This window comes from Arthrobacter sp. MDT1-48-3 (assembly GCF_054511015.1).
In genome coordinates this window covers 39,656-66,172 of sequence record NZ_JBTNDL010000006.1, presented here as the reverse complement: position 1 = coordinate 66,172, position 26,517 = coordinate 39,656, and the positions used below count along the sequence as shown (strand labels likewise).

Below are 26,517 nucleotides of genomic sequence, written 5' to 3'. Positions count from 1 at the left end.
GGGAGGGACGCCATGGACAACGGTAGTGCGGCACGGCTGTCGGTGCGGCGCGTGCTCCGGGCCGTCGCCGGCGGGGCGCTCGCAGCGCTGCTGCTCACAGCGTGCACCGGGAGCCCGGAGGGCGGAAGCGCTGCGCCGTCGTCGGACGCCCCCTCGGCCACCCCGACGGTGCCGCCGGTGCCCCTGCGCGAGGCGCGCGAGGGCTGGAAGATCTTCACCGACCCCGGCCGGCTCGTGAGCTTCGAACTGCCGGAGGCCTGGGTGGTGCAGCCGCTGGAACCCGCACCGGGCGCCTACGCCCCGGACTCGCTGCACTATGCCGTCCGTACACCGGAGGGAACGACGGCGGCCGAACTGCACTCCGGCATCCTGACGCCGGAACCGCCCTGTCCCGATGCCGAACGCACCTCCTACTACGTGATCGGCAGCGAGCCGCTCGCGCTGACCGGGGCACCGCCGGCGGACACCGGCATCGAGCCACGCTTCGTGGTCCGCCTGATCACCGGCTTCCGCTTCTTCGGCGCCTACGGCATCACGGACCAGATGGGCGGCGCGGACGGCCTTGCCTGCTCCCTGCCGAACACCGTGCAGGGGAGCGGGGCACTCGGCCGGTTCAGCTTCGGCGACCTCGAGGCGCTGGCGCCGAAGGCACCGGCGAACACCGGTCCGCAGACGGTGTCCTTCGGCACCCTCGGGGAGGCCGAGGCCTACTACGCCACGCCGGACTTCGCGATCATCCGCGAGATGATCCGGTCCGTGCAGGTCGCCGCCGAGCCCGCGGCCTAGCTGAGGGTCAGGTGGCGGGCTGCAGGGCCGCGAAGTCCACCCCGGTCAGCTCGACGCTGCGATTCCAGAGCCGCACGGCGATGTCGTGGTCCAGCACCCGCGCCACGGGGGCGACGAGGCGGGGAGCGCCGCGCGTCTCGCCCGGGCCGGAGGGCCCGTAGTAGTCGCCGCCGCGGACATCGTCGGCGGTTGCCGCGTACAGGGTCGGCAGGGCTCCCGCGGCGTCGGACTGGCTCATCAGTCTGGAGAAGCCCGCGAGGACGTCGAGCACGGCGGGCGCCTGCATGCCTGCCGTCAGGTTGGTGTCGGCGAGGCCCGGGTGGGCGGCCACGGAGGTCAGGTCCCAGCCGGCGGCGCGCGCACGCCGATCGAGCTCGACCATGAAGTACAGGTTCGCGATCTTGCTCTGTCCGTAGGCGCGCCACCTGCGGTACCTGCGCTCGGACTGGAGGTCGTCGAAGTCAATGCGTCCCCGCTTGTGGGCGAGGCTCGACAGCGTGACCACGCGCGCCGGACCCGCCTCCCGGAGATTCGGCAGCAGGAGGCCGGTGAGCGCGAAGTGACCCAGGTGGTTGGTGCCGAACTGCAGTTCGAAGCCGTCAGCCGTCGTGGACTTCGGCGTGGCCATGACCCCCGCGTTGTTGACGAGGATGTGGACGGGACCCGTGACGTCGGCCGCGAAGGCCCGCACGGAGGCGAGGCTCGCGAGGTCGAGGAGACGCATCCCGACGCGCTCGCTGCCGGACAGGGCCCGGACCTTCTGCTCGGCGTCCCGCCCGCGCTGTTCGTTGCGGCAGGCGAGGATCACGTCGGCGCCCCTGCGGGCCAGGGCGACGGCGGTCTGCAGTCCCAGCCCGCTGTTGGCGCCGGTGATGATGACACGCCTGTCCGTCAGATCGCCGATCGCGTCCGCGGTGAAACTGCTCATGGGGAGCCTTCCGTGCTGGTGCGTCCTGCCCGGCCGGATGATGCCGGCCGGCGTCGAGGGTCGCCGCCTCCAACAGCTTAGAGTTGGAGGCGATCACGCCGCCTACCGGGAGCAACGAACCATGCGACGCACTGTCTCCGCCGACCTCGGTGCCACGACGATCGCCGGCACCGAGGTGGTCCTGTCGATCGCCGTCGCACACCCCGGGGACTACCGCGAGGTCGACGAGCACCTGTCCGTCCTGGTCGACGGGCAGCCGGCGGAGGTCCGCGAACGGCAGGCCGGGGACGGCACGCGGCTGCACCTGCTCACGACGCCGCACGCGTCATCGCTCGAGGTGGAGTACCGGGCCACCGTGACGGGGACCTCGGAGCGGTCCCCCGGGGACGACGTCGACCTGGTGCGGTACGTGCGACCCAGCCGGTACTGCGAATCGGACAGGATCCTCCCGACGGCGTACGCCCTCTTCCCCCGCCTGCAGGGCGCCGAGCTCGTCCAGGGCATCCGTGACTGGGTGTCGGGTGAACTGTCCTATGTCCCCGGGTCGTCCCGTTTCACCGACGGCGCCGTGGACACCCTCCTGTCCCGGAGGGGGGTGTGCCGGGACTACGCCCACCTGGTGATCGCCCTCCTCAGGTCCCGCGACATCCCGGCGCGGCTGGCGTCCGTCTACGCGCCCGGACTCAGCCCCATGGATTTCCACGCCGTCGTCGAGGCCTGGACCGACGGCGGCTGGCACCTCCTCGATGCGACCGGCCTGGCCCCTCGTGCCTCGATGCTCCGCATCGCGACGGGCAGGGACGCGACCGACACCGCGTTCCTCTCCACGGTCGGCGGCTCGCTGCAGCTGACCCGCCTGACGGTGACCGCGACGGTCGACGACCTCCCGCTGGAACGGACGGGCGAGAGGCACTTGCTCCGCTGACCACGCTCCGGGGGAGCGCCGTCTGGATCAGGCCAGCGCGGCGTTGATCTTGTCGGTCAGCGCCTTCAGCTGCGCCATCTCGGCGGGATCGAGGACGGGCGCGAGCACCTCCTGGATGCGGTGGACGTGGGCGGAGCCGATGCGCCGCTGGAGGGCCCGGCCCTCGTCCGTCAGAGCGAGCTCGACGCCGCGCTGGTCGGTCTCGGCGGGCCGGCGCCGCACGAGCCCCTTGGCCTCGAGGCGGTCCACCATGCGGCTGAGGCTGGGCTGGCTGATGAGCAGGTGGTGGTTCAGCTCGTTCAGGCGCGTCCACCCGGTCGGGCAGCGGCTGAGGTTGAACAGGACGTCGTACTCGCCGATCGGCAGTTCCCGGAACACCGGATCCTGCCGAAGACGGCGCATGACGCCGACCTGGGCACGGAAGAGCGATTCCCAGCTCTCGGAGGCCTGCCGCACGGAGGCGCCGCTTCCGTCGTCGCCGGTCGGCACCGCCTCCCGCTGCTCCGCCGCGGCGTCCACCTGGTCAGCCATGACTGCTTCCCGCCTCCTGCCGGCGAACCGGCAACTAGATGTCTTTGCATCTAGTATACGCTCGGCGGCGGTTGCGCGGCAGGTGCATCAGCCCGCGGGCGTCGCCGCCCGGCGCAGGGCCCGTTCCTCGCGCCGCCCCTCGACCAGCCGGTACAGGACCGGTACCAGGACGAGCGTGAGGGCCGTCGACGAGACGAGCCCGCCGATCACGACGACGGCCAGGGGCTGCGAGATGAAGCCGCCCTCGCCCGTGAGCCCGAGCGCCATCGGCGTCAGTGCGAAGATCGTGGCGAGAGCGGTCATGAGGATCGGCCGGAGGCGCTGCCGTGCGCCTTCCCGGATGGCATCCGCGACCAGCAGGCCGCGGGACCCGTCCTGCGGCCGCCGGTACTGGTTGATGAGGTCGATCAGCACGATGGCGTTCGTGACGACGATGCCGACGAGCATCAGCATGCCGATGAGGGACGGCAGTCCGAGCGGGATCCGCGTGATCAGGAGCAGGGCGATCGCGCCCGTGGCGGCGAAGGGGATGGACACGAGGAGGATCAGGGGCTGCACGAGGCTCTTGAAGGTTGCGACCATGATGACGTACACGATCGCCACGGCGGCCCACAGCGCCAGGAACAGCTGGTCGAAGGATTCTGCCTGCTGGCTCGAGGCGCCGCCGATAGTGGCGGTGGCGCCGGCAGGGAGGTCGATGGCGTCGAGACGCTCGGTGACCTCTGCCGTGAGGGTTCCGAGGTCGTCGCCGGACGGCGTCACGGAGACCCTCGCCGTGCGCTCCCCGTTGGAACTCGTGACGGAGAGCGGTACCTGGACCTCCTCGACCGACGCGACCGCCGTCAGCGGGATCGGCCCCCGGGCGGTCGGTATCTGCAGGTCACGCAACTGGCCGAGGCTCGTGACGGGCGTCCCCTCGCCGATCAGGACCGGGAAGTCGTCGGCGTCGAAACGCACCGACCCGGCGGGCACGGGGCTGATGCTGCCACCGAGGAGTCCGGCGATCTGGCCCTCGCTCAGTCCCGCCGCCACGGCAGCCGCCCGGTCGACGTCGATCTGCACCTGCGGCTGCGCGGCCGACAAATTGCTCGAGACCTCACCTGCGCCCTCGAGTCCCTGCATGCCCTCGAGGACGGCGCTGTTGGCGGACTCGAGATCGGCACTCGCCGGGGCCGTGATGTCGATGTCGATGGTGCTCGAGGTACCGAAACCGCCCTGCTGGCTCGAGAGCGAGAACGTCCCGGCACCCTCGAGCGCCTCGAGCTCCCGGCGCACCGACTCCTGCAGGTCCTCCTGATCGGCCTCCTCGTCGGTGATCACCGTGAACGACGCCACGGAGGCGCCACCCGAGAACCGGGCCGCGAATCCGCCCTGTGCGTTGCCCACGGTCAGCTGGACGTCCTGGACCTCCGGCGTGTCCGCCAGGATCTCCTCGGTTCGGCCGGCCGCCTCCGTGGTCGTCGCGAGGCTCGACTCCGGGGGAAGGGTCTGGGTGATGGAGAAGCTGTTCTGGCCCGACCCGCCGAGGAGGTTGGTCGGGAGGAACGGCACCATGGCGGCCGTCGCGCCGAGCACGACCACACCGCTCACGAGGGTGATGACGGGATGCCGCTGGGTGCCGGCGAGGATCGGGAGGTAGCCGCGCTGGAGGAACGACGGGCGGTCGGGGGCATGCGACGCGGCCGGGTCGCCGGTGGCGTCGGTGGCATCGGTGGCATCGTGGCGGGCGCCGTGCCGGCCGCGCGACGCCGTGCGGGGCAGGAACCAGTAGGCGAGCACCGGGATGATGGTCAGCGCGACGGCCAGGGATGCCAGCAGGGCGATGCCGGTCGTGACGGCGAAAGGCCGGAAGAGTTCGCCCGCGAGGCCGCCCACGAACCCGATCGGGGCGAAGACGGCGACCGTGGTGAGGGTCGAGGCGGTGATGGCACCGGCCACCTCACGGACCGCGGTGAGGATCGCGACCCGTTTCTCCTCGCCGTAGCCGAGGTGCCGCTTGATGTTCTCGATGACGACGATGGAGTCGTCCACCACGCGGCCGATGGCGATCGTCAGGGCGCCGAGCGTCAGCAGGTTGAGGGAATAGCCCGCGGCGTAGAGCCCGATGAAGGTGATGAGCAACGAGAGGGGGATCGAGATGGCCGTCACCAGCGTCGACCGGACCGACAGCAGGAAGACGAGGATGATGACCACGGCGAAGCCGACTCCCAGGATGCCCTCCGTGGTCAGATCGTCGATACTGCGCTCGATGAAGGGCGCCTGGTCGAACACGACCGTGATGTCGGCGGCATTGCCGAGCTCGGCCTCGAGCTCGGGCACCAGGGCCACGATCTGCTGGGAGATCTCGACGGTGTCGCCGTCGGGCACCTTGGTCACGGCGAGCGCGAGCGTCTCCACCGAGTTGGTCCGCGTGATCGACGTCGGCTCGTCATCGGCGAGGTCGACGTCCGCGACGTCGCCGATCGTGGTCGCCCGACCTGACGGTGCGCTGCCGGACGAGGGCAGCACCGGCAGGGCGCGGATGTCCTCCAGCGACCCGATCCGGCTGCCGGCCTGGATGGTGAGCGACCGCGGGTCCTCCTCGAGGGTCCCGACCGGGAACAGCGCGCCGTTGTCCTCCAGCGTGCTGGTGAGGTCGGCGACGGTCAGCCCTGCGGCTTCGAGGGCGCCGGCCCGCGGCAGGATCGCGACATGCTGAGTGGTCCCGCCGGAGACGTCCGCGGTCCGCACGCCCTCGATCTTCTGGAGTCTCGGGACGGTGAGGCGGGCGAGGTCGCCGTTGAGTTCGCTGAGCGACTGGTCCGAGGACACCGCCATGAAGACGATGGGCAGGTCGCTGATACTGCCGGCGAGCGCCTGTGGCTCGACGTCCTCGGGGAGGGTGGGTCGCACCGTGGAGATCGCCCGGTCCACCTGCGCCCTCGCGCGGTCCAGGTCCGTCCCGTACACGAAGACGAGGCTGACGGTCGAGACACCCGTGCGCGACGTGGACGAGGACGACTCCAGGCCCTCGACCCCGCTGAGTGCGGATTCGAGCGGCTCACCGACCTGCTGGTCGAGATACTCGGCCGAGGCGCCCGGTGCCGAGGACAGCACCGTGATCTGCGGGAACTCGAGCGACGGGATGAGCTCCTGCTTGAGCGACCCGAGCGTGATGACGCCGAAGACCGAAGCGAGGATGGTGATGAGCGCGATGAGCGCCCGGTTGCCCAGGGACAGCTGTGCCAGACGGAACAAGGGACCTGCCTTCGATGCTGACGGTCGCCTGGCTGGCCGGCGGCGCCGTGGCTACTTGAGTTTGAGGACCCGATCGGTGAGCGACTGCACCTCGGCGGCGAGGGACGGGTTCTCGTTGAGCCGCACCCCGTACCCGGGCAGCATCTCCTTCAGCTGGGGCTCCCAGTCCGCCATCCTGGTGGGGAAGCACCGCTTCAGCAGTTCGACCATGATCGGGGCCGCGGTCGATGCGCCCGGCGAGGCGCCGAGCAGTGCTCCCACGGAACCGTCCGACGACGTGATGACCTCGGTGCCGAACTGGAGGACGCCACCCTTCTTCGGGGCCTTCTTGATGACCTGCACCCGCTGGCCCGCGGAGATCAGTTCCCAGCTGCCGCCCTCGGCCGTCGGGAGGAACTCGTTGAGCGACTCGTTCTTGGCGTCGCGGTTCTTCAGGACCTCGGTGACGAGGTACTTGGTGAGCGACATGTTGTCCTTGGCCACGGCGAGCATCGGCACCAGGTTGGAGGTCCGGATGGAGGTGGGGAGGTCCAGGTAGGAGCCGCGCTTCAGGAACTTGGTGGAGAAACCGGCGTAGGGGCCGAAGAGCAGCGACCGCTCGCCCTTGACGAAGCGTGTGTCCAGGTGGGGGACGGACATCGGGGGAGCACCCACCGACGCCTGCCCGTACACCTTGGCGTTGTGCTGTGCGACGAGCTCCTGGTCCGTGCAGCGCAGGAACTGGCCCGATACCGGGAAGCCGGCGAATCCCTTGCCCTCCGGGATGCCGCTGCGCTGCAGGAGGTGCAGGGCACCGCCGCCGGCGCCGATGAAGACGAACCTGGTGGTGACGGTGCTCGTCTCGCGCGTGGCCCTGTTCCGGACCTTGACGTCCCACCGGCCGTCGGTCGCCCGCGCGACGTCGAGCACGTCGAAGCCGTAGTGCAGGTCGACGCCGGCGCCCTCGAGGTAGCCGGTGAGCTGGCGGGTCAGGCCGCCGAAATCGACGTCGGTCCCGCCCTCGACGCGCGACGCGGCGACGGGCTGCGAGGGATTGCGGCCCTTCATCAGGAGCGGCGTCCACCCGGCGATGGTGTCGTGGTCCTCGCTGTGCTCCATGGTGCTGAACAGCGGCTGCGGGCTCAGGGCGTCGTAGCGCTTCCGCAGGTAGGCCGCGTTGGCCTGGCCCCAGACGAAACTCATGTGGGGGACGGCGTTGATGAAGTTCCTCGGATCGCCCAGGTGCCCCTCGGACACCATGTGCGACCAGAACTGGCGCGAGACCTGGAACTGCTCGTTGATCGCCACGGCCTTCGCCGGGTCCACGGAACCGTCCTTGCCGGCGGGCGAGTAGTTCAGTTCGCACAGCGCCGAGTGTCCGGTTCCCGCGTTGTTCCACGGGTCGGAGCTCTCGAGGCCGGCAGCGTCGAGGCGCTCGAACAGGGAGATGTCCCACTCGGGCTGGAGCTGGCGCAGGAAGGCGCCGAGGGTCGCGCTCATGATCCCGCCGCCGATCAGTACGACGTCGGTTGTCGTGGCGGGTGTGCCCTGGTTGTGTGTGGTCAACGTTGTCTCCAGTCGCGAGGTCCTAGCAGGGAAAGCCTAGCGTCTGGCAGTGACCTTATCTAAATCAGGGAAGCCGCCCGGAGGCGTTCCGGTGGCGCGGTCGGTGTGTCATCCGGAGGGAGCGGGCCGGGGCTCGACGTCCGCCAGATCGATCCGGTTGAAGACCTCGTTCATCACGGGGCTGACGGGGTAGGTCGTGACGCGGGCGCTCATCGCGAGGGCGGAGATCGGGAAGGCGAGCGGGACGGCCGGGAGCCGCGCCGAGACCTGCGCACTGATGTCCGCGTAGGCCTCCGTACGGTCCTCGCCGTCGGGCAGACCCCGCGCACGGTTGATCTTGCTGAACAGCTGCGGATCCTCGTAGGCGAACTCGTCGCTGTAGCTCCCGAAGAGGGCGCCGACGAAGTTGTCCGGGTCCTGGTAGCTCCCGCTCCAGCCGAGGAGGTGGAAGGCACGGTCACCGGATGCCTGGACGGCGTCCACATAGCCCTCGCTCCACTCGACCGGCACGGGCCTGATGTTGAACCCGGCCGCGGTCAGCTGGCGGCTGAGCTCCGCGTAGGCCTTCTCGGGCGACGGCAGATAGGCCCGCGAGACGTTGCGCGGGTAGTAGAACGGCAGCTCACGCCCGTCGTAGCCGGACCGCTCCAGCAGCTCCCGGGCGCGATCGACGTCGTAGCCGTAGTCCTCGACCGCGTCGGTACCCACCCCCAGCTTCTCGGGGATGAAGTGCCGCGCCGGCTTCGTCCCCTCGAGGAACCGTCCGTCGATCAGCGAGTCCTTGTCGATGGCGTGCGCGACGGCCTGTCGGAACAGGACGTCGTCGACGCCCGGGAACGCCTCGTTCAACCCGAGGTACAGCACGGAGTACGGGTCGCGCTGGAGGAACTGCAGGCCGTTGCGGGCGAGGTCCACGGCGCTGTCGACGGAGACGAAGTCGTACCCGTCGATGCGTCCCGAGGTCAGCGCGCGGGCACGCGAGTCGGGGTTGGCGATGGTGGTGAACAGCACACGGTCCACGTCGCCGCGCTCACCCCAGTACCCGTCGAAGAAGGCGAGCTCGACGGCGCCCGGTTCCCAGGAGACGAAGCGGAACGGGCCGGTCCCGACGGGCGCCCGGCCGTAGCGGGACACGGCCGTCCCGCCCTCCGATCCGATCGGCTCGTCGGCCGCGCCGGCCTCGAGGGCGGCGGGGGAGGACATGGCGAAGGCCGGGGCGGCGAGCGCGGGGACGAGCCCGGTGATCCGGCCCGCGAGGCGGAGTTCCACCGTGTCGTCCGACGTCGCCGTGCAGCCCCTGTACAGGCTGACGTCGGGCTGGTCGGAGAAGGCCTTGAACACGTTCTCGAACGGCAGGCGGGAGGTGCCGGAGCGGGCGCTCGCCGGCAGGTTGTACCAGCGGTCGAAATTGGCGCAGACGGCCGTCGCGTCGAAGGGCTCGCCGTCATGGAAGACGACGTCGTTCCGAAGGGTGAACTCGTAGGCCCGCCCGCTGTCCTTCTCTTCCCACTCCTCGGCCAGCAGCGGTGCCGGCCCGGAGGTGAGGGGGTCGACGCCGACGAGTCCCTGCAGGACCTGCTGCGTCACGCGATAGGACTCGGTGTCGTTGGCGAGTGCGGGGTCGAGCGTCCTCGGGTCCGCGGAGGTCCCGAAGGTGAAGGTCGAGGCCTCCGCTGCCCGTGTCGCCGTCGTCGCGGACGGTTGCGGGGGAGCGACCTCGCCCGCGGTACAGGAGGTGAGGAGCAGAGCCGCCGCCACGGACGCTGCCAGCGCGCCACCGCCGACCCGTCGGTGGCGGGTGCGGCGCGGGGCAGGGGTCTTCACAGGCTTCGATCTCCGAACAGGCAGGGGTCTCCCGGTCCTTCGGGAGCGGGGTGTCTGGAAGCCCAAGTGTAGGTGATCGTCCTGTCCGTTCCACCCAGGAGCGGCCGCGGGGGAATGCAGGACGGACCCCCCACCACGAGGGTGAGGGGTCCGTCCGTAGTCCCTGGATCACGTTAGAGGACGACACCAGGGAGGTCTGCGTGGTCCTTAGCCGGCGGGGGGTGTGAGGACGGTGTCGATGAGGTAGACGACGGCGTTGGCGGTCTGGACGCCGCCGCAGACGACGTTGGCGTCGTTGACCTTGAGGTCCTGGCCGGAGCCGGTGACTTCGAGGTCGGCGCCCTGGACGGTGGTCTGGGTGGTGCCTTCGAGGTCGGCGGGCTGGATCTTGCCGGGGACGACGTGGTAGGTGAGGATGCTGCTCAGGCCCTCGGTGTCGGTCTTGAGTCCTTCGACGGTCTCGGGGGGCAGGGCGCCGAAGGCTTCGTCGACGGGTGCGAAGACGGTGAATTCGCCGCCGTTGAGGGTGTCGACGAGGTCGACGTCGGGGTTGATGCCGCCGGAGACGGCGGCGGTGAGCTGGGTGAGGATGGGGTTGTTGGAGGCGGCGGTGACGACGGGGTCCAGGGCCATGCCGGCGACGGATCCTGCGCCGTCGGGGACGGTCTCGGCGTAGCCGGCGCAGCCGGGGCCGACGAGGTTCGCGGCGGGGTCCATCATGGCGTCGGCCGAGGCGGAGGGGGCCATGCTGGCTTCGGGGGAAGCGGACTCGGCGGCCATGCTGGTCTCGCTGGCCTCACTGCTGGGAGTGGCCTCGGCGGCGGATTCGTCGCCACCGCCACAGGCCGCGAGACCGAACATCGAGACTGCTGCGATCCCGAGGATCGAGAGGTTCCTGCGCTTGGTGATTTCCATGAGATGTCCTCCGTTGATGAGACCCGGCGGGTGCCCGTGGTCTGGAACTGTTTGCTGAAACACATCGTGTCGATGTCTCGGAGGTACTTCGGGCGACGCGTAGGAGTGGATGGGTGGCATCTGCAGGAAAGGTACGCACACGGTCGTCGCCGGACATGGAAGGGCCCCGCCGGGCGTGCGGCCCGGCGGGGCCTGGAGGTCGGTCCGGAGACCGGTGCTGCTCTGTGCGCAAGAGGGGACTTGAACCCCTACGTCCGAAGACACTGGAACCTAAATCCAGCGCGTCTGCCAATTCCGCCACTCGCGCTCGGGCTGCTCCGCTGGAAGCGGCCCGTCCTTTCACTGTAACGCGAAAGCTGGCACCCTCCCGAGCCCTACCGGTCGATGCCGAGGTCCCGCCTGAGCTTCGCCACGTGGCCGGTGGCCTTGACGTTGTACTGCGCGAGGGCCACCTTCCCGTCGGGGTCGACGACCACGGTGGAACGGATGAGCCCGTCGTAGGTCTTGCCGTAGTTCTTCTTCTCACCCCAGGCGCCGTAGGCGTCCGCGACCGCGTGGTCCGCGTCGGACAGGAGGGGGAACGTGAGGGACTCCTGCTCGGCGAAGGACGCCAGCTTGGCGACAGGGTCCGGCGAGATCCCGAGCACGCGGTACCCGGCCGCGCCGAGCGACGCGAGATTGTCGCGGAAGTCGCAGGCCTGGGTGGTGCAGCCGGGCGTGGCAGCAGCGGGGTAGAAGTACACGACGACGCTGCTGCCCCGCTGCGAGGACAGGGTCACCTCGTTGCCTTCGGCGTCGTTGAGCGTAAAGTCGGGGGCACTATCACCCGCGGCGAGTCGTTGCGACATGAATACTCCTTCAGGTTCGTTACTCGGCCGGAGCGGGATGCGCCCCCCGGATCGGCCTGTCCGGCCGGCTGGGAGGAATGGACCAACCCGCCTAGCTATCATAGGTGGAAGATCCGACGCCGACGGTGGCAGCCGGTCCTGCAAGCGAGAGGAAGTGCACTGTTTTATGCCCGATCTGGATCAATGGCCCACCGGTCGCCTGCTGACCACGGCAGCCCGCCTCGTCGAGCACGCCTGGAACGAGCGCCTGGTCGACATCGGGGTGACCCATGCCGGCGTGATCGCCCTGGGGGTCCTCGCGAACCAGGGCGCGATGACGCAGGCGAGCCTGGCGCAGATCGTGCGCGTGCAGGCGCAGACCATGGGCAAGACCCTCTCCCGCCTCGAATCCCGGGGACATGTGAGCCGCGTGCGCAATGACCTCGATCGCCGCTCCCATCTGGTCTCCATCTCGCCCGACGGACGGAAGGTGCTCGATGCCGCGGACGATATCGAGCGCACCCTGGTCGCGGGCGGTGGACTCGTCTCCGACGAACTGCGGAACCACCTCCAGACGGTCATCCGGCAGCTGGGCGCTCCGCGATGGAACTGGGTGGCGTCGGATGCCGCCGTGCAGGAGGACGTGGCGCTCGGTGAGTCCGGCGCTCCGGGCCCCGCTGCGACCGTCCTCGGCTGAACTGCCCCGGCGGACGGCCGGCCACTCAGGCCCTGGATCGAAGCCCCTTGCCATCCGGCGGGGGGCTTTTTGCGCGCATCGGGAGCGCTCCGGCGAGCTGCTGCCACTACTCCTCTCCTGAAGAAAAGGGAAGGCATTGCCCGGAATCGGACATTTCGGGACGATGGGTTGCGTACTAAGCAGGCTGATGTTTTGTTGGGAACCGTGAGTGCCCAACGCCAGACGGAGAACAGCATGCAGACGACCGCCGAGCACGAGGTGTCCGACGGAGGCCCCCGACGGGACGTCGCGGGGCAGGCGACCGCCACGTATCCGGAGCGGCCCCTGGCGGCGGCCCTGCAGGACGACATCGCCCTGCGGCACATGGACATCGCGGAATCGGTGGCACGGTCCTTCGCGGCCTCCGGTCCGGAGGCGTCCGACATCCGTCAGGTGGCCTACCTCGGACTCATCAAGGCCGTGCAGCGCTTCAACCCGGCGCGGGGCGTTCCGTTCGCGTCGTTCGCCGTACCGACGATCAACGGGGAGATCAAGCGCTACCTGCGGGACTCCTGCTGGGTGGTCCGGCCGCCGCGCGAGGTCCAGGACCTCCGGACGGAGATCGCCCGGGCAGCTCCCGCCATGGCCCAGCGGCTCGGCCGCGAGGCGACGGCACGCGAACTCGGGCTGGAACTGGGCTGGTCCGAGGACAAGATCCTCGAGGCGCAGGCGTCGCATTCCAGCCTGCGCCCCGACTCGCTCGATGCGCCCTTCGAGGGGCGCAGCTGGGCCGACACGCTCGCGAGCGACTCCAACGGCATGGAACGCAGTGACGACATGATCTCCCTGCGCAGCGCGGTCAACGAACTTGACAGCAGCGAGAAGGAACTCCTCTACCGCCGCTACTTCATGGAGCAGACGCAGCAGGGCATCGGGGACGAGCTCGGGATGTCCCAGATGCAGGTCTCGCGGACCCTCGCGCGGATCCTGGTGAAGCTGCAGAAGAGGCTCCTCGCCGCGCCGGCGGCCCCGGAGCAGCGGCCCTCGCGGTCCGGTATCGCCTAGCAGAAGCGCCGGGCAGGCGCGCCGGGGGGACGCTCCTAGGCGATGCCGTGGTCGGCGGCGGCGGCCAGGACCTGCTCCACGGTGACGGCCATCAGGGCCGGATCCGGGGTGGGGGAGAAGGTTTCGCCGACGCGGAGCGATGCATCCGTCAGGACGGTGTGGGGTCCGGGCGGTGGCCCCCAGGAGGACACCGGCGCCGGCCCGAAGAGGATGACCGACGGTCTCGCATAGGCCGACGCGAGGTGGGCCGCCCCCGTGTCCGCGGAGATGACGAGGGACGCACCCGCGATCAGTCGTGCGAAGCGGTCGAGTGGGAGCTCCCCTGCCGCGACGGACTCCTCGGGCAGCCCTGCGGCGTCGGCGACCGCGAGGGCGCGTGGACGTTCCTTTCCGCTTCCCGTGAACACCACCCGGTGACCGGCGGCGGCCAGGGAATGCGCCACCGCGGCGAACCGCTCCACGGGCCAGAGGCGGCTGCCGTAGGCCGCCCCGACATGGATGACGACGGCGTCCGGGGCGGGACTCTCGCCGTCGGGTACCCGGAGGCGGCAGTCCAGCGGATCGGCAGGGACGCCGTGCCAGCTGACGAGCGAGGCCCAGCGCTCGCGTTCGAGGGCGTCGTTGTCCCACTCGGGACCGTCCCAGCCCGGTGAACGGTGTCCCATGCGGCGCCGTGCCCCGATCTCCTCGAGGCGTCCCCTGCTCTCCGCACCGTTGCCGTGCAGGTTGACGGCCAGGTCGATCCGGCCGTGCTCGATCGGCAGCGGGTCGTCGAGACCGTGCGTGGGCAGCAGGTCGTCGACGGCGTCGGTGAGCGCCACGACAGGGCGGAGCCACTCCTGTGCCGCGTAGAGGATGCGGTGCTCGGGGAAGGCTCGGCGCAGTCCCCGGAGAGCCGGCACCGCGACGAGGAGGTCCCCGAGCTTCAGCGCCCGCAGGGCCAGGATCTCGGGGCGCCCGTCGGGCGGCGGTGTCGTGGCGGGGACCGTCGTGGCGGACGCCGCAGGGGTGGCTGGTGGGTGCTGCTGCGATGCGCGCTCGGCGCTCGTGGCACGGGTGCCCTCGGAAGTCATGCGAATCATCCTGCCAGAGGCAGGCGGGTGCCCGTCGTCGTTGCCCCGTCCAGGGCGCGTCCGGCGGTGCGGGGATCCCCGAGGAGAAGAAGTTCGGTGCGAAGTGTTTAGTACTGCTCCTTCCCGGGAACTAAGCCTGTATGCATACTTCGGCCGAACGATCGCGGACAGCCCCCCGGGCGGTCCTGTTCGACCGCGACGGGACCATCGTCGTGGACGTCCCGTACAACGGGGACCCGACCCTCGTGCGACCCATGCCGGGTGCCCGGGAGGTCCTCGACGGCCTCCGGTCGCGGGGGATCCCGGTCGGCGTCGTCACGAACCAGTCCGGCATCGCGCGCGGCTTCGTGACGCGCGGGCAGGTGGACGCCGTCAACGCCCGCGTGGAGGAACTGCTCGGGCCGTTCGACGTGTGGGAGGTCTGCCCGCACGGGGCGGCGGACGGATGCGCCTGCCGCAAGCCGGGCCCCGGCATGATCGTGTCGGCCAGCGAGCGCCTCGGGCTCGACCCGTCCGACGTGGCCGTCATCGGGGACATCGGAGCGGACATGGGCGCGGCAGCGGCCGCCGGCGCACGCGCAGTGCTGGTGCCGACCGACATCACGCTCGAGGACGAGATCCGCGCGGCCCCGGCCGTCGCGGGCGACCTGGCCGGGGCTGTCGCCTCCCTCTGGGCGGGTACCCCGTGAGGCGCCGCGTCCTGGTCGCCCGCCTCGACAGCGCCGGCGACGTGCTCCTGGCCGGGCCGGCCGTCCGCGCCATCGCGGCGGGTGACCACGGCGACTCGCCGAACGACGTCGTCATGCTGTGCGGACCGCAGGGCGCGGCAGCCGCACGGCTGCTGCCCGGCGTCGTCGACGTCGTCACCTGGTCCGCGCCCTGGATCGTGGATCCCGCCCCCGACCCGACGCCCGACCTCATCGGTGAGCTCCACGACCGGGTCGTGGCGCTCGGTGTCGACGAGGCCGTGATCCTGACCTCGTTCCACCAGTCGCCCCTGCCGCTCGCGCTGCTGCTCCGCCTCGCCGGCGTGCGGCGCATCGCCGGAGCATCCGTCGACTACGCGGGATCGCTCCTCGACGTGCGGCTCAAGCCGGGGGAGGACTTCCCGGAGGACCAGCCGGAGGCCGAGCGTGCCCTCGGCATCGCGGAGGCCGCGGGGTACGCCCTGGCTCCCGGCGACGACGGCCGGCTCCAGGTCACCGACCTGGTCGACGCCGCGGACCTCGTGGGCCGCGGACCCTACGTCGTCGTCCACCCGGGGGCGTCCGTGCCCGCCCGGGCCTGGCCGCCCCTGCACCACGCGGCCGCCGTCGAACTCCTCACCGCCGCCGGGTTCCGGGTGGTCGTGACCGGCGGCCCGGACGAGACGGACCTGACCTCGACCGTCGCCGGCCCGGAGGCCCTGGACCTCGGCGGCCGGACGGACCTGGCCACACTGGGCTCCGTGCTCGCCGGGGCCACCGTCGTGATCACCGGCAACACCGGCCCTGCCCACCTCGCAGCCGCCGTCGGGACACCGGTGGTGAGCCTGTTCTCGCCCGTGGTGCCCGCGATCCGCTGGGCCCCGTACCGCGTGCCCGTCGAACTGCTCGGTGACCAGGACGCGGCCTGCGCCCTCAGCCGCGCCCGCATCTGTCCCGTCCAGGGCCATCCCTGCCTGTCCAACGTCTCGCCGGAGGACGTCGTCGACGCCGTCCTCCGGCTCAGTTCCGGAATATCGTCGCTCGGCTCGCGCCGCAGCATCGGCCGCACCGACGGCCGCAGAACAACGAGGGGAAACCGATGAGGATCCTGCTATGGCACGTCCACGGAGGATGGACCGACGCCTTTGTGAGGGGCACGCACACCTACCTGCTGCCCACCACGCCCGACGGCGGAGCATGGGGGCTGGGCCGCGCCGGCCGTGACTGGCCGGCCTCCGTCGTCGAGGTGGCCCCGCACGACCTGCGGGACGCCGACATCGACGTCGTGGTGCTGCAGCGGGTCGAGGAGATCGCCGAATGCGAGCGGCTCCTCGGACGGACGCCGGGCCGGGACCTCCCCGCCGTCTTCCTCGAGCACAACACACCCCGGCGCGACATCGTCGGCACGGTGCATCCGCTGGCGGACCGCACGGACATACCGATCGTCCACGTCACGCACTTCAACGAGCTCTTCTGGGACAGCGGGATCGCGCGGACCCGGGTCATCGAGCACGGCATCGTCGATCCGGGCTACCTGTACACGGGTGAACTCGAGCAGCTCGCAGCGGTCATCAACGAACCCGTCCGGCGCGGCAGGATCACCGGCACGGACCTGCTCCCGCGGTTCGCGGGCGTGGCTCCGCTCGAGGTCTTCGGCATGGGGACGGACCGGCTCGCCGCCGCCCTCGACCTCGGTCCGGCGGAACTGCGGATCGGCGGGGACCTGGGCATGGCGGACCTGCACGCCCGGCTCGGCCGGTCGCGGGCCTACGTGCACCCGCTGCGGTGGACGTCCCTCGGACTCTCCCTCCTGGAAGCCATGCATGTCGGGCTGCCCGTGCTGGCGCTGGCGACCACGGAGGCGGCGCGCGCCGTGCCGCCCGAGGCAGGGGCGATCTCGACCAGCATCGACGACCTCGTGCGCATGGCGGCACGACTCATCGCGGACCCGGACGAGGCCCGCACACGGGGACTTGCTGCACGGGAAGCGGCACTCGCGCGGTACGGGCTCGCCCGGTTCCTCGCCGACTGGGACGACGTCCTGGCGCAGGAACCGACGCGGCACCCGGTCCTGGCGGTAACAGAAAGGAAAGCGCAGTGAGGATATCGATGGTGTCTGAGCATGCAAGTCCACTCGCGGCCCTGGGGGGCGTGGACGCCGGCGGACAGAACGTGCACGTGGCCGAACTGTCCCTCGCGCTCGCCCGCCGCGGACACGAGGTCACGGTGTACACGCGCCGCGACGACCCTGCGCTGCCGGATCGCGTCCGGACCGACCCGAGGCTCGAGGTCGTGCACATCACGGCAGGCCCGGTGCGGAGCGTCCCGAAGGACATGCTCCTGCCCTACATGGGCGAGCTCGCCGACGGCATCGTGGCGGACTGGGGCACCGAACCGCCGGATATCGTGCACGGACACTTCTGGATGTCGGGACTGGCCGCCCTGAACGCCGCCGGGCAGTCGCGTGCCGCCGGCCGGCCGGTGCAGGTCCTCCAGACCTTCCATGCGCTCGGCACGGTCAAGCGCCGCCACCAGGGGGCCGAGGACACCAGCCCCTCCGAGCGGCTCATGCTCGAGACGATGGTGGGCCGCAGCGCCGACCGGATCGTCGCGACCTGCTCGGACGAGGTCTTCGAGCTCAAGGCGATGGGCGTGCCCGGCAGCCGCGTGTCGATCGCCCCCTGCGGCGTGGACCTCGAACTGTTCACCCCGCACGGACCCGTCGAGGACCGCGGGCAGCCGCACAGGATCGTCAGCGTGGGCAGGCTCGTCCCGCGCAAGGGCATGGACCTCGCCATCCGCTCCCTGCGTGAACTCGCCGTGATGGGCCGCGACGACGTCGAACTCGTCATCGTCGGTGGAGCGGGCAACTCGACCGGACTCGAGGACGACCCCGAGGCGCAGCGGCTCCGCGCGCTCGCCGTCGAACTCGGCGTCGCCGACCGGGTGGTGCTCCGGGGCCAGGTCTCCCGCGCCGAGATGCCCGCGGTCCTCCGGAGCGCCGATGCCGTCGTGTGCGCGCCGTGGTACGAGCCGTTCGGCATCGTCCCGCTCGAGGCGATGGCGTGCGGCGTCCCGGTCATCGCGGCTGCCGTCGGGGGCCTGGTGGACACCGTGGTGGACGGCAAGACCGGTCTCCATGTCCCCCCGCAGGACCCGGCGGCCATCGCCGCCGCCATCGCCGACATGGTGGGCGATCCCGAGTGGGCGCGTGAACTGGGCGACAACGGCTACCGCCGCGTGAAGGCCCGCTACTCGTGGAGCCGGATCGCCGCCGACACCGAGAAGGCCTACCAGACGGCCCTGGGCGCCGCAGCACCCGTCCAGCAGACCCCAGCGCGGCGGAGTGCCGCGCGTCGACTCGAAAGCACGGGAGGCAGGGCACTGTGACCACGCATTTCTCCGACGTATACACCGGCGCGCGCACCGATCCGGGAGTACCGGCCCGGGGTGCGGGTACTCCCGCCCCGACCGCCGCAGGCACACTGGACCAGGTCCAGGTGGACTCCCGGCGCCTCGTCCTGGACCACCTGCGGGCGGTCACCCCGGCCGTGGAATCCCTCGTCCAGAACGCGGGCACGCTCGCCGGCTGGGGCGTGGAGATGGCCGGCCGCCTGCTGGCCGGACAACGCCTCCTCGCAGCCGGCAACGGCGGCTCGGCCGCCGAGGCGCAGCACCTCACCGCGGAACTGGTGGGCCGGTTCGACGGCGAGCGCGAGCCGTTCTCGGCGATCTCCCTGCACGCCGAGAGCTCGGCCGTCACGGCCATCGCGAACGACTACGGTTTCGACCGGATGTTCGCCCGGCAGGTGAGCGCCCATGGCCGCCCCGGCGACATCCTGATGCTCCTGAGCACGAGCGGCAAGAGCCCCAACCTGCTGCACGCCGTGGAGGCCGCGAGATCGGCCGGCATCACGACCTGGGCCCTCACGGGGGTGGGCCCCAACCCGTTGACCGAGTGCGTGGACGACTACGTGGCGATCGATGCGGCGTCGGCCAATGCGCAGGAGGGCCACCTGATCGCGCTGCACGCCATCTGCCGGGCCTTCGACGCCGAGGTCCGCCGCTACCGGGAGGCCCAGCGATGAGGATCGTGGTGGTCGGGGACGTCCTGCTCGACACGGACCTCTCGGGCGGCGCCGGCCGGCTCTCACCCGACGCGCCCGTCCCCGTCGTCGACGTCGACGCGGTCCAGCGCCGTGCGGGAGGAGCGGGCCTCGTGGCCCGCATGCTGCAGGCGGACGGGCACGACGCCGTCCTGGTCACCGTCCTCGGCGAGGACGACGCCGCAGGCCTGCTGCGCGCCGAACTCGACGGCGTGACCGTTGTCGCCGGCCCCTCCGGGGCGCCCACGCCGGTGAAGACACGCGTGCGCGCCTCGGGCCAGCCCGTGGTGCGTTTCGACGAGGGCTGCGCTAAGCCACCCCTCCCGGGCTGCACGGCGGACATGCTCGCGGCGCTCGACGGCGCCGACGCGATCATCGCGGCGGACTACGGCCGCGGGCTCCTCGCCAACGACACACTGCGCGCCCGCCTCGAGGCGCTGGCCGCCTCGGTGCCCGTCGTGTGGGACCCGCATCCCGCCGGCGCGCGACCGGTCCCGGGAGTCGCCGCGGTGACGCCGAACATCGGGGAGGCACTCCACTTCGCCGAGGTCGAGGGCTCCGGCACGCAGGCCGCCGCCGCGGCCGCCGACGTCCTGCTCCGGACCTGGGGGAGCCGGGCGGTCCTCGTCACGATGGGGGAGCACGGCGCCCTCGTGGCGGCGGCCGGCCTGCTGCCCCAGGTGGTGCCCGCACCGCGCGTCACCGCGTCCGACCCGTGCGGGGCGGGTGACCGCTTCGCGTCCGCGCTCGCCGTCGGGCTCGCAGGCGGAGCCGCGATCGACGTCGGCGCACAGCAGGCGACCGAAGCAGCGGCACACTTCCTCGCCTCGGGAGGTGTCGGCGCGATGGGCCGCAGCCGCGAGGAGGCGCCCGAGCAGTTGCCCGTCGACGGCCTCGACGCACTCATGGTGGCCCGCCGGACGCGGGAATCGGGTGGCACGGTGGTCGCGACCGGCGGGTGCTTCGATCTCCTGCACGCCGGCCACGCCCGCACACTCGCGGCGGCCCGACGGCTCGGGGACTGCCTGATCGTCTGCCTCAACTCCGACGAGTCGGTGCGGGGGCTGAAGGGCGAGCACCGGCCGATCATCAAGCAGGAGGACCGCGCCGAGCTGCTCGCCGCACTCGAGTGCGTCGACGCCGTGCTCGTCTTCGGTGAGTCCACACCGGAGAACGCCATCTCGCGCCTCCAGCCGGACATCTGGGTCAAGGGCGGCGACTACGCGGCGGAGGACCTCCCCGAGGCCGCCCTCGTGAGCAGTTGGGGCGGCAGGACGGTCACCGTCCCGTACATCCCGGCACGCTCCACCACCAAACTTGCAGCCGCGCTGGCACGCGTCGGCTGACGGGCTGCAGATCCGTGCCCGGCCTGATTGCGCCGGGCGCACGCAACGAAAGGAACAGCATGACTGAGAACGCAACCACCACTCCGGGGACCAGCGGCTACAACCCGGGACGGGTCCTGGTGACGGGCGGGGGCTCGGGCCTCGGCGCGGCCATCGTCCAGGGCGTCATCGCCGCCGGCGGCACCCCGGTGGTGCTCGACCGCGACATCAGCCGCGTCACGGGCGTCAAGGCCTTCGAGGTCGACGTCGCGGATCGTGCGGCCGTCGAGGCAGCCGTCCGGGAGGCCGCCGAGACGATGGACGGCCTGGACGCCGTCGTCACCGCGGCGGGCATCGACCGGTGCGGGGCGCTCGACACCGTCCCGGCCGACCAGTGGGAGAAGGTGATCGGCGTGAACCTGATGGGCACGGCCTCCACTGCCCGCGCCGCCCTGCCGTACCTGAAGGAGTCGCACGGCCGCGTGGTCACTATCGCCTCGACGCTCGGCATCAAGGCCGTGGGCGACGCGACGGCCTACTGCGCCTCCAAGTTCGGGGTGATGGGCTTCTCGCAGGCCCTCGCCGCCGAGACCGCCGGCCAGATCGGCGTCACGACGATCATCCCCGGCGGCATGAAGACGCGTTTCTTCGACGACCGCGACGAGCAGTACAAGCCGCAGGACGATTCACGCCTCAACGACCCCGAGCGGGTCGCCGAGGCGATCCTCTTCGCGCTCTCGCAGCCCAAGAGCTGCGAGATCCGCGAGATGGTCATCGCCCACGCAGAAGAAGGCTCGTGGCCCTGAGTTCGGCCACGTCCGGATAGACGACGGCGGGCTGGACGGCCGCGACGAACGAGTCATCGTGCTCGCATCGCTCGGCCGTCCAGCCCACCTGCGTGACGTCCACGCCGCACACCGGGCACCGCGTCACCCAGGAGAAGTGGACGCGGTGCAGGGTGCGTCCCATCGCCCCCGCGTTGATGACGTTACCGATCCAGTAGACGCCGACGGTCGGCGTGCCGACGGCCTGCGCGAGGTGCCGGGGGCCGCTGTCGTTGCCGACCATCACGGCGCTGCGATCCAGGACCCCGGTCAGCTCGCCCAGCGACAGCTGTCCGGCGAGCGACCTCACATCGGCCGCCGGGTCCTGCTCGAGCGCCAGGCGTACGATCTCCTCGGCCGCCGGGACGTCCGTCCCGTCACCCACGACCAGCACCTCGCAGCCGTCCGCCGCTGCGCGCACCGCGACCTCGGCGAACGACGACGACGGCCACCTCCTGCGCGGGTCGGTGGCACCCGGGTGCAGTGCGACCACGGTGCCCTCCCCGGTCAGCCGGGCCGCCCGTTCGACCTCCTGCGGCAGCACCTGGATCCTCGGTTCCAGATCGGTCGGCACCGCCCCGGCCAGGCCGACGACCTCGAGGGCGCGGAACACCTCGTGCTGGTAGTAGACGTACGGGATCGTGCGTTCCAGCCCGACGGCGTCGGGCGTCCGGGTACCGACGGTGTGCCGTGCCTGAAGGCGCAGCAGGAACGGATTGGAGTTGCGCCCGCCGCCGTGGAGCTGGACCGCCAGGTCGAAGGACCCGCGGACCCCGTCGAAGAACCGCTCGACCGCGTCCGGATCCTCGGCACCGGGACGGACCCCGGGGAAGACCGGCAGCTCCAGGACCGCGGACACCGGTCCCGGCCTGCCCTCGAGCAGCGCGGCGTGACCGGGCATGCCCAGCACCGTGATCTCGGCCTCCGGATAGCGGTTCTTGAGCGCGGCGATGGCCGGCATCGCGAACATGAGATCGCCGAGGCCGCCACCCCGCAGGACGGCGATCCGCCGGATGTCCCGGAACGGGGCGAGCACGGGGCCCACCGACCTCGCCGTGTCGTGCCGTCCGCCGAAATCCGCCGTCGTGTCCTGCTGCATCGGATTCTTCCCCGTTCCTGTCCCTGCCGGCCCATGGCCGTCCGCTTCCGTGGCAGCGCGGGCGCGCGCCGGCTGTTCCCCACCTCTACACAGCGCTGCTCCCGCTGTCCATCGGCCGGTGCCGGGAAGCGCGGCCCGCCGCTGCTTCTCCCGCCACATTATGCTAAGCGTGCTGATGGATGCGCCGGGCGCAGAAATCGGCCGACGGCGTGTGTGAACACGCGGGAGCGGGGTACGGGACCACTAGCCGCGTGGTGGAACGAGCTGCGGCGGTACACGACATCAAGGAGCGCAATGTCCATCAACTCCCAGGCACACATCGTGCTTGATGTGCAGGACGACACGTCCCTCACCATCCTCGATCCCCGGGACGGCAGCGAGGTGGGGACCCTGCCCTGCGCCGTCCGCGAGCAGGTCTCCCTCGCGGTCTCGCTGGCCCGCTCCGTGCAGCCCGAATGGGCGGCCACGAGCCCGGCCGATCGCGGTGCGGCCCTGCGCCGTGCGGCCTCCGCGCTGCGGGACGGCGCGCAGGAACTGGCGGAACTGAACACCCGGGAGACTGGCAAGCCGCTGGCGGATGCGCTCGGCGGCATCGAGGCCGGCATCTCCACCCTCGAGCAGTACGCGGAACTCGGCCCGGTCCACCGTGGCCTGAGCCTGCGGGGAGCTGTGACGGCCACGGACTACACCGTCGCGGAACCGCGCGGCGTCGCGGCGCTCCTGACTCCCTGGAACGACCCGGTGGCGGTTGCCGCCGGACTCATCGGCGCTGCCCTCGTGACGGGCAACACGGTTCTCCACAAGCCCAGCGAACGGTGCCCGCACGTGGGTGAGCTGCTCGGGCGGCTGCTGCAGCCGGCCTTCCCGGACGGTGTCCTCACGACGTTGACCGGTGGCGCCGAGGTGGGCCAGATGATCACGATGGAGGCGGACGTGGACGTCTTCGCCCACGTCGGCTCGAGCGCCACCGGCTCCCGGATCGCCCGCGCCGCGGTCCTCACGGGCGCGCACGTGATCCGCGAGAACGGCGGCAACGACCCGCTGATCGTGGACGCCGACGTCGACCCGGTCTGGGCGGCGGGCCAGGCGGCGCTCGGAGCCTTCGCCAACGCGGGCCAGATCTGCACCTCGGTGGAGCGCATCTACGTCCATCGGGCCATCGCGGAACCCTTCCTGGCGGCCCTCACCCTCGAGGCCCGGCAGCGCAACGGGAGCGGGACCTTCCCGCCGCTCGTGGACCGGCGCATGCGCGAGTCCGTCGACGCGCAGGTCGGCGAGGCCGTCAGCCTCGGTGCGGAGTGCCTCGAGGGTGGAGTCGTGCCGGCCGGCGCCGGATCGCACTACCCCGCGACGGTGCTCGCGGGCTGCACGGAGACCATGACGATCATGGCGGAGGAGACCTTCGGACCCGTTGCGCCCGTGACCGTGGTGGACAGCTTCGACGAGGGGCTGCGCCTCGCGGCGGCGGGTCCCTACGGGCTCGCCGCATCGGTCCTCACCGGCAGCATCGCGCACGCGCAGCGGGCGATCGCCGGGCTGTCGGTCGGCACCGTCAAGGTGAATGCGGTGTTCGGCGGTGCACCCGGCGGCTCCGCGCAGCCCCGCGGCATCAGTGGGGCCGGCTTCGGCTACGGACCCGAACTGCTCGACGAATTCGCCCTCGTGAAGGTGGTCCACATCAGCGCTCCGCCGCAGGACGGCGCCTGATGGGTGACGGGCTGCAGGACCATCCCGAGGGCGGCCGCGACGGGGCCGACCTCTCGGACGTGCGCGGGCTTGCTGCGTGGGTGCCCGCCGCGATCGCCGACCGTGCCCCGCACGTCACCGTGGTCGGGGACGCGATGCTCGACGGCTGGTGGAGTGGCACGATCGAACGCTTCTGCCGTGAGGCCCCTGCGCCCGTCGTGGACATCACCCGACGGGACTACGCCGCCGGCGGTGCCGCCAACACGGCGATGAATCTCGCCGCACTCGGGGCGAGGGTGCGGATGTGCGGGCTGATCGGCACGGACGACGCCGGGCGACGCCTCCGCGCGATCCTGGACGACGCCGGGGTGGACACCACCGACCTCATGCAGGACCCCCGCGTCGGCACCACCACGAAGTACCGGATCCTCGGCGGTGACCAGGTCATGCTCAGGATCGACGACACCCCCGAGCAGCTGTCCGCGGCAGCCGTCACCGCGTTCGCCGCACGGATCCCCGGCGCCGTCGCCGGGGCGGACGCCGTCGTCGTCTGCGACTACGGGTCCGGCGCCCTCGGCGAGGAGGTGCGCGCGGCGCTCGGCCGTGCGTCGAGCATCGACCCGGGGACCCTCGTGGTCGTGGACGCCCATGACACCGCGAGCTGGGCCGTACTCGGACCGGACATCGTCACGCCCAACGCCCAGGAGGCCGCGCAGGTCCTGGCGACGCGCCTCGATCCGCGGTCCGACAGGGCCGCGACGGTGACGGAGCGGCGCCGGGAGCTCCTCGCGGCGACGAACGCGGCAGCCGTCGTCGTGACCCTCGACCGCGACGGCACGGTACTGCTCGGGCAGGACGGCGAGGAGCACCGGACGTGGGCCAAACCCGCGACCGAGAAGCAGGCGTCCGGCGCGGGCGACACCTTCGTCGCCAGCCTCACCGCCGCCCGCGCGGCAGGCCTGCCGCTCACCACCAGCCTGGACCTGGCCCAGGCCGCGGCCGACGTCGTCGTCCACCGGCCCGGTACCTCCGTGTGCACGACCGCAGACCTCACCGGGCACCTGCATCAGTTCGCGGACACCGCGCTGGCCACCGCGGACCTGCTCAGGAAGGTGGAGGAGGACCGCGCCGCCGGCCGCCGCATCGTCCTGACCAACGGCTGCTTCGACGTGCTGCACCGCGGACACACGCGCTACCTCAACCAGGCGAAGCAACTCGGCGACGTCCTTGTGGTCGCACTCAACGACGACGACGGCGTCCGTCGGCTCAAGGGTCCCGACCGGCCGATCAACCCCATCGCCGACCGGGCGGGCATCATCGCGTCCCTGAGCTGCGTCGACTACGTCACCGTGTTCGGGACGGACACGCTGGTCCCCCTGATCGAGCTGCTGAAGCCCGACGTGTACGCGAAGGGCGGCGACTACACCGCCCAGATGCTCGAGGAGACCCCGGCCGTGGAGGCCTGCGGCGGACGGGTCAGCATCCTGGACTACGTGCCGGAACGGTCCACCGCCGCCATGGTGCGGAAGATCCGGTCCACCCCGCTCGCGGGGGATGTGCCGTGACCAGGCGCTGGTCGGGGGAGTGGGCGATGGATGCTCCGGGAGACGATCCCGTCGTCGACGTGCTCATCCCCTCCTTCGGCCGGCCCGCGGAACTGGCCGTCACGCTGTCGGGGCTCGCCGCGCAGGAGGGTGTGCCGTTCCGCGTGATCGTGAGCGACCAGACCGAGGGAGAGGCGGAGTCCTTCCTCCAGCCCGCCGTGAGCGCGATGGTCCGGGTGCTCCGGGCGCAGGGGCGGGAAGTGCACCTCGAACGCCACCTGCCGCGCAGGGGGCTGGCGGAGCACCGGCACTACCTGCTGGACCTGGCCGGCGCTCCGTTCGTCCTGTTCCTCGACAACGATGTCTGGCTCGAGCCCGGCTCGCTGGACCGTATGTACCGGGCGCTGCGGGCGGCCGGGTGCGGATTCGTCGGATCAGCGGTCCAGGGCCTGTCCTACCTCCCGGACTCCAGGCCGCACGAGCGCTCCGGGCTGTCCCTGTGGCCGGGCGACGAGGTGTCGCCCGAGCGCATCCGCCCGGGCTCGGAGGGCTTTGCCCGCTGGCCGCTGCACAACGCCGCGAACCTGGCGCACGCCGCAGCCGAGCTCGCGATCCCGCCGGGCGAATGGCGCCTCTACCGCGTCGCCTGGGTCGGAGGATGCGTGCTGTTCGACCGCGCGGCACTCGTCGAGTGCGGGGGATTCGACTTCTGGGACCAGCTCCCACCCGGGCACGCGGGCGAGGACGTCGCCGCCCAGTGGCGCGTCATGGAACGCTACGGCGGAGCAGGCATCATCCCCTCGGGGGCCGTACACCTCGAGGCCCCCACCACGGTGACCGACCGTGCCATAGACGCTGCCCACGTGATCCTGGGCCAGTGACGGTGCTCCCGCACCGGGAGCACGTGCAAGGGAA

The 26,517-nt window shown here is 71.4% G+C and carries 23 protein-coding genes and 1 tRNA gene; 14 read left to right on the top strand and 10 right to left on the bottom strand.

Features of this window, described 5'->3' with window-relative positions; all coding sequences use genetic code 11:
- The first annotated feature begins 12 nt into the window (after positions 1 to 12).
- On the top strand, positions 13 to 786 hold the full coding sequence (locus ACX80L_RS13425; protein WP_459290234.1) for a hypothetical protein: 774 nt from the start codon (positions 13 to 15) through the stop codon (positions 784 to 786).
- A gap of 7 nt (positions 787 to 793) precedes the next feature.
- Here the strand turns inward: ACX80L_RS13425 and ACX80L_RS13420 are convergent, their stop codons facing one another.
- A complete protein-coding gene (locus tag ACX80L_RS13420; protein ID WP_459290232.1) occupies positions 794 to 1,714 on the bottom strand; it encodes an oxidoreductase in 921 nt (306 codons plus the stop codon).
- Between the two features lie 121 nt (positions 1,715 to 1,835).
- On the opposite strand from ACX80L_RS13420, the gene ACX80L_RS13415 reads away from it, so the two are divergent.
- Positions 1,836 to 2,639 carry a transglutaminase-like domain-containing protein gene (locus tag ACX80L_RS13415; RefSeq protein ID WP_459290230.1) on the top strand — a complete coding sequence of 268 codons (804 nt, stop codon included), beginning with the start codon at positions 1,836 to 1,838 and terminating at the stop codon, positions 2,637 to 2,639.
- A 27-nt stretch (positions 2,640 to 2,666) separates the two neighbouring features.
- Here ACX80L_RS13415 and ACX80L_RS13410 read toward each other — a convergent pair whose 3' ends face one another.
- The 7 genes from ACX80L_RS13410 to bcp form a co-directional block, all read right to left on the bottom strand.
- Positions 2,667 to 3,170, bottom strand: a complete 504-nt coding sequence (locus tag ACX80L_RS13410; RefSeq protein ID WP_459290228.1) for a MarR family winged helix-turn-helix transcriptional regulator — start codon at positions 3,168 to 3,170, stop codon at positions 2,667 to 2,669.
- Positions 3,171 to 3,257: 87 nt separating this feature from the next.
- Positions 3,258 to 6,407, bottom strand: coding sequence for an efflux RND transporter permease subunit (locus tag ACX80L_RS13405; protein WP_459290227.1), 3,150 nt, complete (start codon positions 6,405 to 6,407; stop codon positions 3,258 to 3,260).
- A 51-nt stretch (positions 6,408 to 6,458) separates the two neighbouring features.
- On the bottom strand, positions 6,459 to 7,952 hold the full coding sequence (locus ACX80L_RS13400) for a malate:quinone oxidoreductase (protein ID WP_459290225.1): 1,494 nt from the start codon (positions 7,950 to 7,952) through the stop codon (positions 6,459 to 6,461).
- Between the two features lie 108 nt (positions 7,953 to 8,060).
- Positions 8,061 to 9,776 (bottom strand): ABC transporter substrate-binding protein, encoded by a 1,716-nt coding sequence (locus tag ACX80L_RS13395; protein ID WP_459290223.1) that lies wholly within the window; start codon positions 9,774 to 9,776, stop codon positions 8,061 to 8,063.
- 207 nt (positions 9,777 to 9,983) lie between these two features.
- Positions 9,984 to 10,691: a fasciclin domain-containing protein gene (locus tag ACX80L_RS13390; RefSeq protein ID WP_459290221.1), complete on the bottom strand. Its 708-nt coding sequence runs from the start codon at positions 10,689 to 10,691 to the stop codon at positions 9,984 to 9,986.
- A 225-nt stretch (positions 10,692 to 10,916) separates the two neighbouring features.
- Positions 10,917 to 10,998 (bottom strand) — tRNA-Leu (locus tag ACX80L_RS13385).
- A 67-nt stretch (positions 10,999 to 11,065) separates the two neighbouring features.
- Positions 11,066 to 11,539 (bottom strand): thioredoxin-dependent thiol peroxidase, encoded by a 474-nt coding sequence (bcp, locus tag ACX80L_RS13380; protein WP_133080793.1) that lies wholly within the window; start codon positions 11,537 to 11,539, stop codon positions 11,066 to 11,068.
- A 166-nt stretch (positions 11,540 to 11,705) separates the two neighbouring features.
- Between bcp and ACX80L_RS13375 the strand changes: the two genes are divergently transcribed.
- The gene (locus tag ACX80L_RS13375; RefSeq protein WP_459290219.1) at positions 11,706 to 12,215 is read left to right on the top strand and encodes a MarR family winged helix-turn-helix transcriptional regulator; all 510 of its coding nucleotides are present in this window, start codon (positions 11,706 to 11,708) and stop codon (positions 12,213 to 12,215) included.
- 234 nt (positions 12,216 to 12,449) lie between these two features.
- The gene (locus ACX80L_RS13370; RefSeq protein ID WP_133080791.1) at positions 12,450 to 13,259 is read left to right on the top strand and encodes a sigma-70 family RNA polymerase sigma factor; all 810 of its coding nucleotides are present in this window, start codon (positions 12,450 to 12,452) and stop codon (positions 13,257 to 13,259) included.
- A gap of 35 nt (positions 13,260 to 13,294) precedes the next feature.
- Here the strand turns inward: ACX80L_RS13370 and ACX80L_RS13365 are convergent, their stop codons facing one another.
- On the bottom strand, positions 13,295 to 14,332 hold the full coding sequence (locus ACX80L_RS13365; protein ID WP_459290216.1) for a glycosyltransferase family 9 protein: 1,038 nt from the start codon (positions 14,330 to 14,332) through the stop codon (positions 13,295 to 13,297).
- A gap of 140 nt (positions 14,333 to 14,472) precedes the next feature.
- Between ACX80L_RS13365 and ACX80L_RS13360 the strand changes: the two genes are divergently transcribed.
- The 7 genes from ACX80L_RS13360 to ACX80L_RS13330 all read left to right on the top strand — a co-directional run bounded on the left by ACX80L_RS13360 (position 14,473) and on the right by ACX80L_RS13330 (position 21,255).
- The gene (locus ACX80L_RS13360; RefSeq protein ID WP_133080789.1) at positions 14,473 to 15,021 is read left to right on the top strand and encodes an HAD-IIIA family hydrolase; all 549 of its coding nucleotides are present in this window, start codon (positions 14,473 to 14,475) and stop codon (positions 15,019 to 15,021) included.
- Positions 15,018 to 16,121, top strand: a complete 1,104-nt coding sequence (locus ACX80L_RS13355) for a glycosyltransferase family 9 protein (protein ID WP_459290214.1) — start codon at positions 15,018 to 15,020, stop codon at positions 16,119 to 16,121. The genes ACX80L_RS13360 and ACX80L_RS13355 overlap by 4 nt, the downstream gene beginning before the upstream one ends.
- Positions 16,118 to 17,119, top strand: a complete 1,002-nt coding sequence (locus tag ACX80L_RS13350; protein WP_459290212.1) for a glycosyltransferase — start codon at positions 16,118 to 16,120, stop codon at positions 17,117 to 17,119. Before ACX80L_RS13355 ends, ACX80L_RS13350 begins: the two co-directional genes overlap by 4 nt.
- Positions 17,116 to 18,408: a glycosyltransferase gene (locus tag ACX80L_RS13345; protein ID WP_459268661.1), complete on the top strand. Its 1,293-nt coding sequence runs from the start codon at positions 17,116 to 17,118 to the stop codon at positions 18,406 to 18,408. Before ACX80L_RS13350 ends, ACX80L_RS13345 begins: the two co-directional genes overlap by 4 nt.
- 95 nt (positions 18,409 to 18,503) lie before the next feature.
- On the top strand, positions 18,504 to 19,106 hold the full coding sequence (locus tag ACX80L_RS13340; protein WP_133081028.1) for a D-sedoheptulose-7-phosphate isomerase: 603 nt from the start codon (positions 18,504 to 18,506) through the stop codon (positions 19,104 to 19,106).
- Positions 19,103 to 20,470 carry a D-glycero-beta-D-manno-heptose 1-phosphate adenylyltransferase gene (gene rfaE2 / locus ACX80L_RS13335; RefSeq protein ID WP_459290211.1) on the top strand — a complete coding sequence of 456 codons (1,368 nt, stop codon included), beginning with the start codon at positions 19,103 to 19,105 and terminating at the stop codon, positions 20,468 to 20,470. The genes ACX80L_RS13340 and rfaE2 overlap by 4 nt, the downstream gene beginning before the upstream one ends.
- Positions 20,471 to 20,529: 59 nt before the next feature.
- Complete coding sequence (locus ACX80L_RS13330) at positions 20,530 to 21,255, top strand: SDR family oxidoreductase (RefSeq protein ID WP_459268663.1); 726 nt, start codon at positions 20,530 to 20,532, stop codon at positions 21,253 to 21,255.
- Here ACX80L_RS13330 and ACX80L_RS13325 read toward each other — a convergent pair.
- Entirely contained in the window at positions 21,221 to 22,372 is a 1,152-nt protein-coding gene (locus ACX80L_RS13325) for a glycosyltransferase family 9 protein (protein ID WP_459290209.1), read from the bottom strand. The two genes, ACX80L_RS13330 and ACX80L_RS13325, sit on opposite strands and share 35 nt — an antisense overlap.
- A 294-nt stretch (positions 22,373 to 22,666) precedes the next feature.
- Between ACX80L_RS13325 and ACX80L_RS13320 the strand changes: the two genes are divergently transcribed.
- From ACX80L_RS13320 to ACX80L_RS13310, 3 genes are read left to right on the top strand one after another with little or no spacing between them, the layout of a single operon-like run.
- The gene (locus ACX80L_RS13320) at positions 22,667 to 24,079 is read left to right on the top strand and encodes an aldehyde dehydrogenase family protein (RefSeq protein WP_459290207.1); all 1,413 of its coding nucleotides are present in this window, start codon (positions 22,667 to 22,669) and stop codon (positions 24,077 to 24,079) included.
- Positions 24,079 to 25,623: a PfkB family carbohydrate kinase gene (locus ACX80L_RS13315; protein ID WP_459290205.1), complete on the top strand. Its 1,545-nt coding sequence runs from the start codon at positions 24,079 to 24,081 to the stop codon at positions 25,621 to 25,623. Before ACX80L_RS13320 ends, ACX80L_RS13315 begins: the two co-directional genes overlap by 1 nt.
- Positions 25,620 to 26,483, top strand: coding sequence for a glycosyltransferase family 2 protein (locus ACX80L_RS13310; RefSeq protein ID WP_459268667.1), 864 nt, complete (start codon positions 25,620 to 25,622; stop codon positions 26,481 to 26,483). The genes ACX80L_RS13315 and ACX80L_RS13310 overlap by 4 nt, the downstream gene beginning before the upstream one ends.
- Positions 26,484 to 26,517: the final 34 nt, after the last annotated feature.

Coding starts and splice junctions, on each gene's coding strand:
- ACX80L_RS13330 (WP_459268663.1), top strand. CDS start 20,530: ATGACTGAGAACGCAACCACCACTCCGGGGACCAGCGGCTACAACCCG.
- ACX80L_RS13375 (WP_459290219.1), top strand. CDS start 11,706: ATGCCCGATCTGGATCAATGGCCCACCGGTCGCCTGCTGACCACGGCA.
- ACX80L_RS13360 (WP_133080789.1), top strand. CDS start 14,473: ATGCATACTTCGGCCGAACGATCGCGGACAGCCCCCCGGGCGGTCCTG.
- ACX80L_RS13415 (WP_459290230.1), top strand. CDS start 1,836: ATGCGACGCACTGTCTCCGCCGACCTCGGTGCCACGACGATCGCCGGC.
- ACX80L_RS13350 (WP_459290212.1), top strand. CDS start 16,118: ATGAGGATCCTGCTATGGCACGTCCACGGAGGATGGACCGACGCCTTT.
- ACX80L_RS13370 (WP_133080791.1), top strand. CDS start 12,450: ATGCAGACGACCGCCGAGCACGAGGTGTCCGACGGAGGCCCCCGACGG.
- ACX80L_RS13425 (WP_459290234.1), top strand. CDS start 13: ATGGACAACGGTAGTGCGGCACGGCTGTCGGTGCGGCGCGTGCTCCGG.
- ACX80L_RS13315 (WP_459290205.1), top strand. CDS start 24,079: ATGGGTGACGGGCTGCAGGACCATCCCGAGGGCGGCCGCGACGGGGCC.
- bcp (WP_133080793.1), bottom strand. CDS start 11,539: ATGTCGCAACGACTCGCCGCGGGTGATAGTGCCCCCGACTTTACGCTC.
- ACX80L_RS13420 (WP_459290232.1), bottom strand. CDS start 1,714: ATGAGCAGTTTCACCGCGGACGCGATCGGCGATCTGACGGACAGGCGT.
- ACX80L_RS13320 (WP_459290207.1), top strand. CDS start 22,667: ATGTCCATCAACTCCCAGGCACACATCGTGCTTGATGTGCAGGACGAC.
- ACX80L_RS13365 (WP_459290216.1), bottom strand. CDS start 14,332: ATGACTTCCGAGGGCACCCGTGCCACGAGCGCCGAGCGCGCATCGCAG.
- ACX80L_RS13410 (WP_459290228.1), bottom strand. CDS start 3,170: ATGGCTGACCAGGTGGACGCCGCGGCGGAGCAGCGGGAGGCGGTGCCG.
- ACX80L_RS13325 (WP_459290209.1), bottom strand. CDS start 22,372: ATGCAGCAGGACACGACGGCGGATTTCGGCGGACGGCACGACACGGCG.
- rfaE2 (WP_459290211.1), top strand. CDS start 19,103: ATGAGGATCGTGGTGGTCGGGGACGTCCTGCTCGACACGGACCTCTCG.
- ACX80L_RS13390 (WP_459290221.1), bottom strand. CDS start 10,691: ATGGAAATCACCAAGCGCAGGAACCTCTCGATCCTCGGGATCGCAGCA.